The 14,384-nt window shown below is 74.2% G+C and carries 11 protein-coding genes and 1 pseudogene; 8 read left to right on the top strand and 4 right to left on the bottom strand.

Features of this window, described 5'->3' with window-relative positions; genetic code table 11:
* A complete protein-coding gene (locus BX285_RS35835; protein ID WP_121179672.1) occupies positions 1-738 on the top strand; it encodes a polysaccharide deacetylase family protein in 738 nt (245 codons plus the stop codon).
* Positions 739-842: 104 nt separating this feature from the next.
* Here the strand turns inward: BX285_RS35835 and BX285_RS39030 are convergent, their stop codons facing one another.
* From BX285_RS39030 to BX285_RS35815, 4 genes are all read right to left on the bottom strand, one after another.
* Positions 843-1,757: an excalibur calcium-binding domain-containing protein gene (locus BX285_RS39030; RefSeq protein WP_259471009.1), complete on the bottom strand. Its 915-nt coding sequence runs from the start codon at positions 1,755-1,757 to the stop codon at positions 843-845.
* A gap of 324 nt (positions 1,758-2,081) precedes the next feature.
* Positions 2,082-3,173, bottom strand: a complete 1,092-nt coding sequence (locus BX285_RS35825; protein WP_121179671.1) for a glycosyl hydrolase — start codon at positions 3,171-3,173, stop codon at positions 2,082-2,084.
* A 13-nt stretch (positions 3,174-3,186) separates the two neighbouring features.
* On the bottom strand, positions 3,187-4,125 hold the full coding sequence (locus BX285_RS35820) for an NAD(P)-dependent oxidoreductase (protein ID WP_097234647.1): 939 nt from the start codon (positions 4,123-4,125) through the stop codon (positions 3,187-3,189).
* A 62-nt stretch (positions 4,126-4,187) separates the two neighbouring features.
* Positions 4,188-5,312, bottom strand: coding sequence for a DegT/DnrJ/EryC1/StrS aminotransferase family protein (locus BX285_RS35815; protein ID WP_097234646.1), 1,125 nt, complete (start codon positions 5,310-5,312; stop codon positions 4,188-4,190).
* 400 nt (positions 5,313-5,712) lie between these two features.
* Here BX285_RS35815 and BX285_RS35810 point away from each other — a divergent pair, with 400 nt between their 5' ends.
* The 7 genes and pseudogenes from BX285_RS35810 to BX285_RS39025 form a co-directional block, all read left to right on the top strand.
* Positions 5,713-7,914, top strand: a complete 2,202-nt coding sequence (locus BX285_RS35810; RefSeq protein ID WP_121179670.1) for an MMPL family transporter — start codon at positions 5,713-5,715, stop codon at positions 7,912-7,914.
* A 140-nt stretch (positions 7,915-8,054) separates the two neighbouring features.
* Entirely contained in the window at positions 8,055-9,413 is a 1,359-nt protein-coding gene (locus BX285_RS35805) for a sensor histidine kinase (RefSeq protein ID WP_259471006.1), read from the top strand.
* Positions 9,410-10,087 carry a response regulator transcription factor gene (locus BX285_RS35800; protein ID WP_097234643.1) on the top strand — a complete coding sequence of 226 codons (678 nt, stop codon included), beginning with the start codon at positions 9,410-9,412 and terminating at the stop codon, positions 10,085-10,087. Before BX285_RS35805 ends, BX285_RS35800 begins: the two co-directional genes overlap by 4 nt.
* A gap of 102 nt (positions 10,088-10,189) precedes the next feature.
* Positions 10,190-10,840: a hypothetical protein gene (locus BX285_RS35795; protein ID WP_259471005.1), complete on the top strand. Its 651-nt coding sequence runs from the start codon at positions 10,190-10,192 to the stop codon at positions 10,838-10,840.
* Between the two features lie 247 nt (positions 10,841-11,087).
* The gene (locus BX285_RS35790) at positions 11,088-11,435 is read left to right on the top strand and encodes a PRC-barrel domain-containing protein (protein WP_097234642.1); all 348 of its coding nucleotides are present in this window, start codon (positions 11,088-11,090) and stop codon (positions 11,433-11,435) included.
* 260 nt (positions 11,436-11,695) lie between these two features.
* Positions 11,696-13,132: an endonuclease/exonuclease/phosphatase family protein gene (locus BX285_RS37815; protein WP_183107365.1), complete on the top strand. Its 1,437-nt coding sequence runs from the start codon at positions 11,696-11,698 to the stop codon at positions 13,130-13,132.
* A gap of 46 nt (positions 13,133-13,178) precedes the next feature.
* Positions 13,179-14,338, top strand: a pseudogene (locus tag BX285_RS39025) (alkaline phosphatase family protein); the annotation flags it as partial.
* Positions 14,339-14,384: the final 46 nt, after the last annotated feature.

Genomic DNA, 14,384 nt, shown 5'->3' with positions numbered 1-14,384 from the left:
ATGGGCCGCGCCACCACGCCCCTCCTCGCCGGTTCCCTCGCCGCCGCGGCCGCCCTGGAGTTCCTGCACCTCGCCCCGGCCGCCGTCCGCCTCCCGCCGCTGCGCCGCACCCTGGCCCGCCGGACCGCCGGGCGCGGCACCACGCCGGGCCACGTCGCCCTGACCTTCGACGACGGCCCCGACCCGCGCAGCACCCCGTACGTCCTGGACGCGCTGGACGAACTCGGCGCCCGCGCCACCTTCTTCCTGCTCGGCTCGATGCTGGAACGCGCCCCCGCGCTCGGCCGTGAACTGGTCCGGCGCGGCCACGAGGTCGCCGTCCACGGCTGGTACCACCGGTCGCAGTGGTACCCGGCCCCCGGCCGCGACCTGCGCGAGCTGCGCCGCGCCACCGAGGCGGTCACCGAGCTGTGCGGCGCCCGCCCGCGCTGGTACCGCCCGCCGTACGGGGTCCTGACCGCCGGCCCGGCCCTGGCCGCCCGCCGCCTGGGCCTGCGCAGCGTGCTGTGGACCGCCTGGGGCCGGGACTGGACGGCGGAGGCCACCGGCGCCTCCGTCTACGCGACCGCCCGCCCCGGCCTCACCGCCGGCGCCACCCTGCTCCTCCACGACTCCGACTGCACCTCGGCCCCCGACTCCTGGCGCGCCACCCTCGCCGCCCTGCCCCTGATCGCCGCCCACTGCCGCACCCACCACCTCACCCTCGGCCCCCTCCGCGACCACGCGGTCCCGCCCTGACCGGAGCCCGTCCGGCAGCCGACCGACCGGGACCTGCCCGAATACACGGGACGCCCCGCTCCACCAGCAGAGGTGGAGCGGGGCGTCCCCGTCCGTCGGGAGGATCAACGTTCGCAGGCGACACCGTCGTTGTCGCGGTCCAGCTCGGGCCGGTACCCCGGGTCGCCCCGGTGCAGGGGGGCCTTGCCCGCCGCCTTCACTTCGCTGCAGTTCTTGTAGTACGCGCTGCCGCCACCGGTGCTGCCGCCGCCGCCTCCGGACGCGCTGCCCGAGGTGCCGCCGGTGGAAGTGCCGGAAGTCCCCCCGGAGGCCCCGCCCGAGCTGGCGCTGCCACCGGAGCCGCCCGGCTGGCTCGGGGCAGCCGGGGCAGCCGGGGCAGCCGGGGTGGTCGGGTTGGCGGGGGTGGTCGGGTTGTTCCGCTGGTCCGCGTAGAGCGCCTGCTGATGGTCGGCCGGGCAGGAGGCTCCGGGCTGCACCAGGCGCAGGGTCGTCTCCGCTCCCGGGGCGAGCGGGCTGCCCTGCGGCAGTTCGCTCGCGCAGGCCAGCCAGCTGCCGTGCTCAGCGGGGAGCGGGAGGTCCAGGTAGCGGCTCGCCTCGTGGATCCGGTCGGCCGCAACTCCCGCCGCGACCAGCAGGGCTCGTGCCTCGACGGCCGTGCGTCCGGTGATGTCGGGCATGACGCTCGGGTGCCGGGTCTCGGCCGGCGTTGCCGTGGCCGCTGTTGTGGCCGATGCCGTCGGCGAAGGGGCGGGAGCCGGGGCGTGGGTGGGGGCGGGTGCCGCGGCCGGTCGGGCCTTCTCCGGCGACCCGGCCATGATGCCGATCCAGTAGAAGGTGCTGAGGACGCAGAAGACGGTCAGCACCACCTTGGCGGCGACGTGCAGGCGGCGGGAGCGCCAGAGCCAGATCGCGGCGATCGGTGGCACGAACAGCAGGGCGGCGGCGCGAATCAGACGGTTGGCGGGCGTCCGGGACGGAAAGGCCCGTGCTGCGGACGACCGGAACGGATCGTGCGTCAAGTGCGGCTTCCTTAGGGAGGTTGGGAGCCCTCGGCGAGCGCGTCGCCGCAGGGCGTCGCCGAGTGTAAAGGACCCGTATAGAACAGGTAAGGCGTGAGCGGGAATTCGCGGCGGTCGTCAGGGCCTGCCCTAGGGCCTGTCCGGCGGATCTTGCCGGGCGCACGACGCCGGATCATCCCGCCTGGACGCACGCCCGAATCGTCCAAGTACACCCAGTACGAGGGCGATTCGGGCGCACGCCCAGACGGGCGCGAAGTGGGGGTACCTCCCGGCCGAAGGCTGGGGGAGCCGCGCGCTGATCCGACAAGATCCGCCGGACAGGCCCTAGCTCAGCCCCACCCGCCGTAGCGCCGCACCGAACCCGGTCCGCCAGCCCTCCGGCGTGGCGCCGGGCGAGGGGGCGGGGGAGGGGCGCTTCAGCGCCGCGAGGGCGTTGCGGACGACCTCGGCCGGGCGGGCGGTGGAGACGTCGGCGTGGCCCAGTTCGAGCTCGTGCTGGAGGTTGTCGCGCCCGTGGCCCTGGACGACGTCGAGGAGCAGCAGCCGTCGGCCGAGCGCCCGGGCCTCGCTGCAGGTGTCGCCGGAGCTGGTGACGACCAGGTCGGCGGCGGCCATCAGGGTGGGGATCCGGTCGGTGTAGCCGAAGGGGTGCAGCCTGGGCCGGCGGATCGCGGCGGCGCGCAGGCGGCGCTCCAGCTCCCGGTTGCGCCCGGCCACGGCAAGCACGTGCGGCCCGGCGGCGGCGAGCGAGGCGGCGGTGCGGGCGAGCGGCCCGAGCCCCCAGGAGCCCGACATCAGCAGCACGCAGGGGGCGTCGGGCGGTACGGCCAGTTCGTCGCGCGCCACGGCCCGCCCCGGCGGCCGGTAGAACGGTCGGCGCAGCGGCGCGGGCACGACGGCGATGTCGGCGTCGGGCCGGTAGCGCCGCACCGCGCAGGCCGCGACCTCAGAGGTGACCAGGAACAGGTCCGTGCCCTCCTGCACCCAGAGCCGGTGCGGGGTGACGTCCGTGCAGAACACGAAGTGCCGGAACTCCCGCCCCTGCCCCCACTCCTGGACGTGGTTGACCGCCGAGGTCGCGGTGGCGAACACCGAGACCACCAGCTGCGGCCGCTGCGCCTCGACCAGCCTGCGCAGCGCGGGGACCAGCCGGGCGCGCGCCGCGGCGTCGGCGAGCAGGGCGATCCTCGCGCCCGGGCGCAGCGCCGAGAAGTGGAAGGCGTCGTACACCCCGGGCAGGTCGAGCAGCCGGCGGAAGACCGCCTCCCCGGCCGGGCCGGAGCGCTCGCCGAGCAGGGCCATCGCGTCGACGGTGCTGGTGGTCCAGCCGAGCTCCCGCAGGGTGTCGGCGCAGGCCTGGGCCATGACGTCGTGGCCCTGGCCGAGCGAGCCGGAGACCAGCAGGGCGTGCGGCATCGGGCGGCCCCGGTCAGGTGGTGGCGGCGGTGGCGGCCCGGTACCAGTCCGCGTACCGCCGCACGCCCTCTTCGAAGTTGGTCCGCGGGGACCAGCCGAGCAGCCGTTTGGCCTGGGCGGAGGAGATCCGCCGTCCCGTGTAGTCGGCCTTCCGGCCGTCGATGTGCTCGATGGTGACGGGCCCGAGCAGCCCGTCGACGGTGTCGGCGATGTCGCGCACCGAGACGGCCGTCGAGCCCTCCAGGGCGAAGGTCTGGTCCTCGGCGGAGGGGGAGAGGGCCCGGACGTGGGCGTCGGCGAGGTCCTCGACGTAGACGAAGTTGCGGCTCTGCCGGCCGTCTCCGGCGATGGTGATCGGCCGCCCGGCCAGCGCGGCCTGGACGAACCGGGCGACGACCAGTTCGTCGCGCATCCGGGGCCCGTACGGGATGCCGTAGCGCAGGATGGTGAAGTGCTGCCCGTACAGCTCTCGGTAGCTGTGCACCAGCATCTCGGCGGCGAGCTTGGTGGCCACGTAGAGGTGGCCGCTGTGCTCCAGCTCGATCGGCACGTGCTCGTCCAACTCCTGTTCCTCGCCGCCGAGTTGTTCGCCGGCGAGGGCGGCGCCGTAGACCCAGACGGTGCTCGCCAGGACGGTCCGGCTCAGGCCGCTGCGCCGGGCGGCCTCCAGGACGGCCTCGGTGCCGTCGATGTTGGTGCGCACGGCCCGGACCGGGTCGGCGGAGACCTGCTCGACGTCGGCCATCGCGGCGAGGTGGTAGACCACTTCGCTGCCGGCCAGCGCCGAGGTGAGGGCCTTCAGGTCGAGGACGTCGATCCGCGCGTGCTCGGCGTCGGGGTTGAGGTACTTGTCGGTGGTGTCCACCGCGAGGACCTCGTGGCCGGCCGCGATCAGGTGGTCCACGACGTGTGAGCCGATGAATCCGCACCCCCCGGTGACGGCTATCCGCACGTTCTTGCTCCCTTCGCTCTCTTCCGGCGGGTCCGCGTTGTCGTTTCCTGCTGCTGTCCCGGCTATCCGGCCAGGCGCCGGTGCACCGCCGTGACGGCCGTGACGACCTGCTCCGTCTCGTCCTCCGTCATGTCGGAGTGCACCGGAAGGCAGATCTGGCGGGCGCACACGTCCTCGGCCACCGGCAGCGGGCCGCGCCGGTACGGGGCGAACACCGGCTGCAGGTGCAGCGGCAGGTCGTACACCTCGCCGGACAGCCGCACGCCGTACTCCTCGGCCACCGCGCGCTTGAACGCGGCGCGGTCCGTCCCGGGCGGCAGCAGCGCCACGTACTTGTAGTAGTTGCCGCGGCAGCCGGGCGGTTCGAGCACCGGGTCCAGGCCGTCGAGCCCGGCCAGCGCGTCGTCGTAGCGGCGGGCGACGGCCCGGCGGGTCTCGATGAACTCCTTGAGCCGGCGCAGGTGCACCGCGCCGACGGCCGCGTGCAGCTCGCTCATCCGCCAGGAGTAGCCGAGCAGGACGTGGTGGTTGGTGGTGAAGGAGCCCTTGCCCTGGTCGCGGTAGATCCGGGCCTCGTCGCGCAGCTCCGGCGACTCGGTGAGGATCATGCCGCCCTCGCCGCTGGTGGTGACCTTGGTCGGGTAGAAGGAGAAGGCCCCGGCCAGGCCGAAGGTCCCGGCGGCGCGACCGTCGAGGCTGCTGCCGTGGGCGTGCGCGGCGTCCTCGATCAGCGGGATGCCGCGCCGGTCGCAGAGCGCGCGCAGGGCCTCCGCCTGCGGGGTGACCAGTCCGCCGATGTGCACCAGGACGACGGCGGCGGTGTCCGGGGTGAGCGCCGCCGCCAGGGTCTCGGGGGAGAGCGCGAGGGTGGCCGGGTCGACGTCGGCGAAGACCGGGCGCCCGCCTGCATGGACCACCGCACCGGCCGTCGCGTAGAAGGTGACGGCGGGCACGACCACGTCGCGGCCCCGGACGTCGACGGTGCGCAGGATCACCTCCAGCGCCGCCGTGCCGCTGCTCACCGCGACGGCGTGCGAGGCGCCGTGCTCGGCGGCGAAGGCCTGCTCGAAGCGCTCGGTCCACGGGCCGAGGGTGAGGGCGCCGGTGGTGAGCATCTCGGTCACCGCCTCGGCGACGGCCGCGCGGTCGCTCTCGTCGAACACGATGCGGGCGGCTGGAACGCCCATGGGGCACCTCCGGCGGCGGGCTGCGGTCGGCAGCACCGATCGGGTCGGATCATCCCGAACCGCAGGAAATGCGGACGGGTCAGGCACATCACGCTACTTCGCCCAGCCGGGGCCCGGCCCGTCGTCGCCGCCCGCACGGGTGACCCGGCTGCTTCCGCCGCAGGTAGGAGGGCTACTCCCGACGTGGGGCGTGCGCTCCTGCGCGCGGGGGACGCCCGTACTGCGTCCGCAGTACGCAAACGGCCTGCGCAGGGACGACGACGGAGCAGGGGTCGGCGATCAAGGATTGGTAACGCTGCGGCGGACCGCGTCCTCGGGGGCGCACGGCGTCCACCAGGACGCCAGGACCGCCGCGGCGCGCCCTGTTCCGAGCACCGCATCCGAAGGAGTCCGCTCCCCCGTGGCCACGTTCCTTTACCGCCTGGGCCGATGGGCCTTCGTCCGGCGCCGGCTGGTGACCTTGCTCTGGGTCGCCGTGCTCGCCGTCGGCGGAGTCCTGGCGGCCAAGGCGCCCGCCGCACCCGACGACGGCTTCGCGATGCCCGGCACGGAAGCGCAGAAGGCCTTCGACCTGATGAACGAGCGCTTCCCCGGCGGCCACGCCGACGGAGCCTCGGCCCGGCTGGTGTTCGTCGCGCCCTCCGGCCAGAAGATCACCGCCGGGCCCAACCAGCAGGCGGTCGAGCGGACGGTCGACGAGCTGTCCCACGCCGAGCAGGTCACCGGCGCGGTCAGCCCGTTCAAGGCCGGCGCCGTCTCCAAGGACGGCACTACCGCGTACGCGACGGTCAGCTACTCCGTCAAGGCGGGCAAGCTGTCCACGGGCGCCACCACCGCCCTGGAGCAGGCCGCCCAGCACGGCCGGGACGCCGGGCTCAAGGTCGAGATCGGCGGCAACGCGCTGATGGCCAAGGCGGAGGCGGGCGGCAGCAGCGAGGCGATCGGGATGGCGCTGTCCGCCGTCGTCCTGGTGATCACCTTCGGATCGCTGGTCGCGGCCGGCCTGCCGCTGCTCACGGCGGTCGTCGGCGTCGGCCTCGGCATGTCGCTGATCACCGCGCTGGGCAGCGCGCTCGGCCTGTCCGGCACCACCGGCACGCTCGCCATGATGCTCGGCCTCGCGGTCGGCATCGACTACGCGGTGTTCATCGTCTCCCGCTACCGGGCCGAGCTCGCCGAGGGCCGCACGCCCCGGGAGGCGGCCGGCCGGGCCGTCGGCACCGCCGGCTCGGCGGTGGTCTTCGCCGGGCTCACCGTGGTGATCGCGCTCGCCGGGCTCTCCGTGGTCGGCATCCCGCTCCTGGCCAAGATGGGCATGGCCGCCGCCGGCACGGTCGTCATCGCCGTGCTGGTCGCGCTCACCCTGGTCCCCGCGCTGCTCGGCTTCCTGGGCCGCAAGGTGCTGCCGCGCAAGGTCCGCAAGGCCGGCGGCGACGCCGCCCGGGCGGCGACGAAGGAGAACGGCGGCGCCCGCTGGGCCCGGTTCGTGCTGCGCCGCCCGCTCGCGGTGCTGCTCGGCGGCGTGATCGGCCTCGGCGTGCTCGCGGCCCCCGCGCTCGACCTGCGGCTCGGCCTGCCCGGCGACGAGGCCAAGCCGACCTCCACCACCCAGCGCCGCGCCTACGACCTGCTCTCGGAGGGCTTCGGCCCCGGCTTCAACGGCCCGTTGACCGTCCTGGTGGACGCCAAGGGCGTCGCCGACCCGAAGGCGGCGGCCGACGCGGTCTCCCGGCAGGTCTCCGCCCTGCCCGGCGTGGTGACGGTGACGCCGCCGATGTTCAACAAGACGGGCGACACCGCCCTGCTCAGCGCGATCCCGGCGACCGGCCCGAGCGAGGCCGAGACCAAGGACATCGTGCACGCCATCCGCGGCGACGCGGCCGGCCTGAAGTCGGCCACCGGGGCGACGGTCCTGGTCAGCGGCACGACGGCGATGAACATCGACGTCTCGCAGAAGCTGACCGACGCACTGCTGCCCTACCTGGCCCTGGTCGTCGGCCTGGCCGTCCTGCTGCTGATGGTGGTCTTCCGCTCGGTGCTCGTCCCGCTGAAGGCGGCGCTCGGCTTCCTGCTCTCGGTGGTCGCCGCGCTCGGTGCGGTGGTCGCGGTCTTCCAGTGGGGCTGGCTGGCCGATCTGATCGGCGTGGAGCAGACCGGCCCGGTCATGAGCATGATGCCGATCTTCATGATCGGCGTGGTCTTCGGCCTCGCCATGGACTACGAGGTGTTCCTGGTCACCCGGATCCGCGAGGGCTACGTCCACGGCGAGCAGCCCGGCGAGGCCATCGTCACCGGCTTCCGACACAACGCCCGGGTCGTCACCGCCGCCGCCTTCATCATGATCGCCGTCTTCGCGGGCTTCATCGGGATGAGCGAGCCGATGATCAAGATGATGGGCCTGGGGCTCGCCGCAGCCGTCGCCTTCGACGCCTTCGTGGTCCGGATGGCCATCGTCCCGGCCGTCCTCGTCCTGCTCGGCCGCCGCGCCTGGTGGCTGCCGCGCTGGCTGGACCGCCTCATACCGGACGTGGACGTCGAGGGCAGCAAGCTGCAGACCCCCGCCACCGAAGCGGCCCCGGCCCGGGAGTCCGTCACCGTGTAGGGCCCGTCCGGTGGATCCTGCCGGGCCCCGGTCCATCCGCCCACCGATTACCGTTGCAGTCAGGGGCCGCCGCCGCTGGGGCCTGTCCGGACAGGCTCCAGCGCCGACGGCCCCTGACTCGCGACCCGGAGACCAGCACCATGACCACCACCTGGCAGCGCATGCGCCGGAACCACCCCCGACGACTGGACGTGATCGGCGGCGCCGCCCTGATCGCGATCGTCGGGGTCGGTGCCACGATCGACCAGACCGGCCACATCAGCAGCCTGGAACCGGTCTCCGGACTCCTCGGGCTGGTCTCCGCCCTCGCCGTCTTCGACCACCGCCGCCACCCGCGCGCGGTCACCGCCGCCACCCTGGCCTGCACCGTCCTGCTCGCGCTCACCAGCCCCCGGCTGACCATCGCCCTCGCCGCCCCGCTGCTCTGCGCCCTCTACTTCCTCGCCGTCCGCACCGACCGCTCCACCGCGCTGCGCGCCTCCATCACCAGCGCCGTCCTGCTCACCGGGATCGCGCTGACCGTCCAGACCGGCGGATCCATCGGCGAACGGCTCGGCGTCCTCGCCTGGGCCCTGCTGCCCGGCGCCCTCGGCGACTCCATCCGCAACCGCCGCGCCCACCTCGCAGCCATCGAGGAGCGCGCCGAACGCGCCGAACGCACCCGGGAGGAGGAGGCCCGCCGCCGGGTCGCCGACGAACGGATCCGGATCGCCCGGGACCTGCACGACGTCGTCGCCCACCACATCGCCCTCGCCAACGCCCAGGCCGGCATCGCCGTCCACCTCATGGACAGTCACCCCGTCCAGGCCCGCGAGGTGCTCAGCCACATCACCGACGCCACCGGCTCGGCCCTGCAGGAGCTGCGCGCCACCGTCGGCCTGCTGCGCCGCGCCGAAGAGCCGGCCCCGCTCGAACCCACCCCGGGCCTGGACCGGCTGCCCGAGCTGATCGGCTCCTTCGAACGGGCCGGGCTGCCGGTCCGCCTCACCGTCCGGGGCGAGGCCCGGCCACTGTCGCCCGGCGTCGACCTCACCGCCTTCCGCATCGTCCAGGAGTCGCTGACCAACGTCGCCAAGCACGCCCACGGCGCCGACGCCGAGGTCACCCTCGCCTACAGCGAGAGCCGCGTCGCCGTCAGCGTCGCCAACGGCCGCCCGAGCACGACCGGCCGCCCCCGCGCCGCGCTGTTGCCCCAGCCCGCCCCCGGCGAGAGCGGGTTCGGCCTCATCGGCATGCGGGAGCGGGCCGGCGCGGTGGGCGGCCGGCTCGCCGCCGATGCACGGCCCGACGGCGGCTTCCTGGTCACCGCCGAACTCCCGTTGCGCACCGGCGCCCGCGACGACGGCCCGGTGCACCTCGCGGCGGGCGCCACCGGGGCGGCCGAGGGGCAGGATCACGCCGTTCGAGACGGCTCCGCAGCGCACGTCGCCGCCCGTGCCGCCCGGGCCGTTCGCCCCGCCGCCCGTCCGCACGACGCCGAAGGACAGGACACCCCATGACCATCCGGGTACTGCTCGCCGACGACCAGGCCCTGCTGCGCGGCGCCTTCCGCCTCCTGATCGACGCGGAGGAGGACATGGAGGTGGTCGGCGAGGCCGCCGACGGCCGCGAGGCCGTGGAGCTCGCCCGCGCCACCAAGCCCGACATCGTCCTGATGGACATCCGGATGCCCGGCGCCGACGGCCTCGGCGCCACCGCCGAGATCTGCGGCGACGAGCAGCTGTCCGGCACCCGGGTGCTCATCCTCACCACCTTCGAGATCGACGAGTACGTGGCCCAGGCACTGCGCGCGGGCGCCGGCGGCTTCCTCGGCAAGGGAGCCGACCCGAAGGAGCTGCTGGCCGCCGTCCGCACCGTCGCGGCCGGCGAGGCCCTGCTCTCGCCCGCCGCCACCCGGGCCGTGATCGACCGGTTCCTGGCCCAGCCCGAGACCACGGCCGCCGGCCCGGTGAGCGAACGGCTCTCCGTCCTCACCGCCCGCGAGCGCGAGGTGATGTCGATGGCCGCCACCGGCCTCACCAACGAGGAGATCGCCGAGCGGATGTTCGTCAGCCCGTTCACCGTCCGCACCCACGTGCACCGGGCGATGGCCAAGCTCGACGCCCGCGACCGCGCCCAATTGGTCGCGATCGCCTACCAGTCCGGCCTGGTCCCACCCGGCCGTCCGTCCTGACGACAGGATGTGCCCCCCGGGCCCCGCGCCTGGCCGAAAACGACCTCCGAACGGGTGTATCAGCGAGTAGTCTGCCGGTGACTCAGAATGAGGAGGATGTTCGTGGAAACCAAGGACACGGCCGGCGAGGTGCGGATTCTCCAGCCGTTGCCCGGGCGCACGGCGGGCGAACCGCCGGCGTTCGACCTCCGGCTCGCGCGTCTGCTCCGCCTGATCGGGGTCGAGGTCGCACCCGGGCCCGACTACCAGAGCTCGGCCCGCTGGGAGGTCCACAAGGCCGTCGCCGGGCGCTCCGAGCTGCCCGAGGAGTACTTCGAGGCGCTGGTGGAGGCGGCGGTCCACGACCCCAACCCGAGCTTCAACCGGCGCTTCGTCGAGCCCGCCCTGCTCGCCTTCGGCCAGCGCCGGGTCCGTCTCGCCCTGCTCGGTTACCTGCGCACCGGCACCAACCCGGAGCGCGCCGGCGCCGCCCGCGCCTGGTACTGGACGGCCCTGTCGGTCGGCGACGGCCGCAACGGCGCCGTCGCCGACGAGGGCGCGAGCGTCCGGGACACCTGGTACGAGACCGCACTGCGCGAGTTCGTCGCCAACGAGGACCTGGACGTCCGCCGCTGCATCCTCCCCGGCCTCCCGCTCGTGCCGCGCGCCTACCCCAGGGAACTGCACGCCCTGGTGGAGTCCGCGGTCGCGATCGCCCGCCTGCACCCCGACGAGTACATCCGACACCGCGCCGAGATCCAGGTCGGCCTCTGACCTCTCGGGTGACCTCGTTTCGGGAACGGGCCGGTCGTCCGACCACGCCGTCTCACGACAGCTCCAGCGTCTGCCGGAGGTCCTTTCCGTCTCGTCGGACCGGCCCCCAGGGGCTCGCCGAGCGCCCCCGCCCGTCCCGGCGCAGGATGGAAGTCCCGGGGCGGCGAGCCCGGAACCGAAGCGGGCGATGGCGCAGCCGGGCGGGTGGAGCAGCCGGCGACGGGAGGTCCGGACCGTGGGAATCGCAATGGCAGACATCCGCGAGTGGCGCGGCCATGCCGTGGTCGACGAGAAGAACCACCGCGTCGGCACGCTGGAGTCGGTCTACGTGGAGACGGCCAGCGACGAGCCGTTCTTCGCCACCGTCGCGGTGGGCTTCGCCGGTCGGCGCCGGCTGGCTTTCGTCCCGTTGGTGGGCGCGGTCGTCGGACCGGACTACGTGCGGGTGGCGTACCCGAAGAACCTGATCAAGGACGCCCCGGCGATCGGCACCGACGACATCCTGCCCGCCGAGGACGAGCCCGCCGTGTTCGCGCACTACGAACTCCCGTACGCGACCGGCGCCGGTGGCGAGCGCCGCCTGGCCCGCCGCTGAGCCCGCCGCCGAGCCCGCCCGGCAGGGCCTGAGGGAGGGGCTTCCCGCCCCCGCCCGCCGAAGTTCCCGAACCGCCCGACGCTCCGTCACGCGTCGTTCATGCGCCGGTCGCCGGCCTTCGGGTGAATGAGCGCGGCCCGCAGTTGTACAGCCAACTGCGGGTGCCCTCCTTCTCCCCGACTCCGTGACCAGCCGTACCCGGCCCCGGCGAGCCGTCCCCCGGCGGACCGACCGCGGCCGGCCCGGCGGACAGGACAACCGTGGCCGCAGGCAGCGCCCTGACCCTCACCACCTCCACCGACCCCACCGAAGGCGACCGGCTCACCTTCCACTGGAGCACCGACGCCCCCGACGCCAAGAACTGGGTCGGCATCTACGACGGCAGCCGCCAACCCGGCACCGGCTCCTCGCTCCTGTGGAAGTACACCCCCGGCGCCTCCGGGGACGTCCAGCTCGACACCTCCGCGCTGACCGGCGGCCCGTACACCGCCTACCTGCTCGCCAAGGACGGTTACGGCATCCTGGCCCGGACCGCCCCGTTCGACTTCCGCCCCAAGCCGGTCGTCGTCCGCCCGCACGCCGCCGTCGACTCCCTCACCGCCACGCCCGCCGCGCCGGGCGCCGCCGTCCGGATCGGGCTCGGCGGCCTGTGGTGCCGCCCGGCAGGTAACCCGCCCGGCTCCGCCGTCTTCCGCAAGGTCAGCGGCCCGGCCTGGGCCTCGGTGAGCGCCGACGGCACGCTCACCGGCACCGCCCCCGACACCCCCGGCCGGAACCCCGAGCCGGTCGTCGTCGGCGTCAAGGACAGCGCGGGCGCCACCGACACCGTCACCGTCCTGGTCCCGGTCGTCGACCCGGCCGCCCGGCCCCGGCTCAAGGTCGCCGGCTGGAACCTGCACGACGCGGGCGCGACCCACACCGACGCGCTGGAGAAGCAGGTGCGCGTGGTCCTCTCCCAGGGCCTGGACGTGCTCGCCCTCCAGGAGACGGCAGGGGAGCGAGCCCGGACCCTGGCCGACGCCCTCGGCTGGTACGCCTACCAGAGCCCGGGCAGCATCGGCATCCTCAGCCGCCACCCGCTCGCGGACGTCACCGCGCCGACCGCCGACCTGCCCGCCGCCGCGGCCACCGTCCGACTGCCCGGCGGTCGCAGCGTCCGCTTCTGGGCCGCGCACCTGGACGAGGCGGACTACGGCCCGTACGCCGTCCAGGACGGCCGGACCGCCGCCCAGGTGGAGGCCGCCGAGAACGGCTCGCTGCGGCTGAAGCAGGCCAGGGCGCTCGCCGCCGCCGTGGGCGCGGACATCGCCCGGCACGTCCCGGTCGTCCTGGCCGGTGCGCTCTCCTCGCCCTCCCACCTGGACTGGACGGCCGCCACCGCCGCCGCCCACGGCGGGGTCGGCCCGCTGAACTGGCCGGTCACCGTGGCCCTGCAGGCCGCCGGGCTCACCGACGCCTTCCGCGAGGAGTGCCCCGACCCGGCGAAGGCCCCGGGCGCCACCTGGTCGCCGACCCGCAAACGGCGCGGCGACCGGCCCGAGCCGCAGGACCGCATCGACTACGTCCAGTACGCGGGCCCGCTGAAGCTGGTCGAGGCGCACACCCTGGTCGCCGACTGGCCGCAGCCCGAGCCGAACGCGGCCGCCAACGAGTGGCCCTCCGACACCGCCGCCGCCGTCGCCACCTTCCAGCTCTGACATCCACCAGCTCTGACACCCACCAGCTCCGAGAGGCCAGTTCGTGATGCCCGAGCTCTCCCGCCGCACCTTCGTCGGCGCCACCGCGGCCGTCGGCGCCACCGCCCTGACCGGCCTGGCGGCCGCGCCGGCCGAGGCCGCACCCGCCCCCGCCGGGGCGGACCGGCTCACCGGGACCATCAAGGACGTCAAGCACATCGTCGTCCTGATGCAGGAGAACCGTTCCTTCGACCACTACTTCGGCACCCTCGCCGGTGTCCGCGGCTTCGGCGACAAGCAGGCGCTGCAGTTCCCCGACGGCACCGACGTCTTCCGCCAGCCCGACAGCCGCCGCAGCGACGGCGGGGTGATGCTGCCGTACCGGATGGACACCGCCAAGTACAACGCGCAGAACGCCGGCGGCCTCGCCCACGACTGGGCGACCGGTCACCAGGCCATCAACAACGGCGCGATGAACAAGTGGATCGCCGCCAAGGGCGAGCGCACCATGGGCTACTTCACCCGGGACGACATCCCCTACCAGTACGCCCTGGCCGACGCGTTCACCCTCTGCGACGCCTACTTCACCTCCCTCGCCGGCCCCACCGACCCCAACCGCCTCTACCTGTGGACCGGCACCGCCGGCCCCGGCCGCGACGGCACCACCGGCCCCTGGATCGACAACACCCCGGTCACCGACAACCCCGTCGCCGACTGGACCACCTACGCCGAGCGCCTGGAGGCGGCCGGCGTCAGCTGGCGCGTCTACCACAACCCCAGCAAGGACGACCGCATCGGCGACTACGACGACAACGCGCTCTCGTACTTCAAGCAGTTCCACAACTTCCCGCAGGACGACCCGCGTTACATCAACGCGATGACCAAGTTCGACCCGGCCGACTTCGACCGGCACTGCAAGGACGGCACCCTGCCGACCGTCTCCTGGCTGGTCGCGCCCTACCTGTTCTCCGAACACCCGGAGGCCGGCCCCGCCTACGGCGCGCACTGGGTCGACCAGGCCCTGCAGTCGCTGATGTCCAACCCGGACGTCTGGCGGCACACCGTCTTCCTGGTCATGTACGACGAGAACGACGGCTACTTCGACCACATGGTCCCGCCCACCCCGAGCCCGGCACCCCCGAGGAGTTCACCCACGGACGGGCCATCGGCCTCGGCAACCGCGTCCCGCTCTGGGTCGTTTCCCCGTGGTCGCGCGGCGGTTGGGTCAACTCCCAGGTCTTCGACCACACTTCGGTGCTGCGCTTCATGGAGC

The sequence above is a fragment of the Streptomyces sp. 1114.5 genome (genome assembly GCF_003635085.1).
Lineage (GTDB): Bacteria > Actinomycetota > Actinomycetes > Streptomycetales > Streptomycetaceae > Kitasatospora.
The sequence above is the reverse complement of the archived record's forward strand: the minus strand, read 5'-3'. Positions and strand labels throughout refer to the sequence as shown.

Coding starts and splice junctions, on each gene's coding strand:
- BX285_RS35835 (WP_121179672.1), top strand. CDS start 1: ATGGGCCGCGCCACCACGCCCCTCCTCGCCGGTTCCCTCGCCGCCGCG.
- BX285_RS35825 (WP_121179671.1), bottom strand. CDS start 3,173: ATGCCGCACGCCCTGCTGGTCTCCGGCTCGCTCGGCCAGGGCCACGAC.
- BX285_RS35790 (WP_097234642.1), top strand. CDS start 11,088: ATGGCAGACATCCGCGAGTGGCGCGGCCATGCCGTGGTCGACGAGAAG.
- BX285_RS35805 (WP_259471006.1), top strand. CDS start 8,055: ATGACCACCACCTGGCAGCGCATGCGCCGGAACCACCCCCGACGACTG.
- BX285_RS35815 (WP_097234646.1), bottom strand. CDS start 5,312: ATGGGCGTTCCAGCCGCCCGCATCGTGTTCGACGAGAGCGACCGCGCG.
- BX285_RS35800 (WP_097234643.1), top strand. CDS start 9,410: ATGACCATCCGGGTACTGCTCGCCGACGACCAGGCCCTGCTGCGCGGC.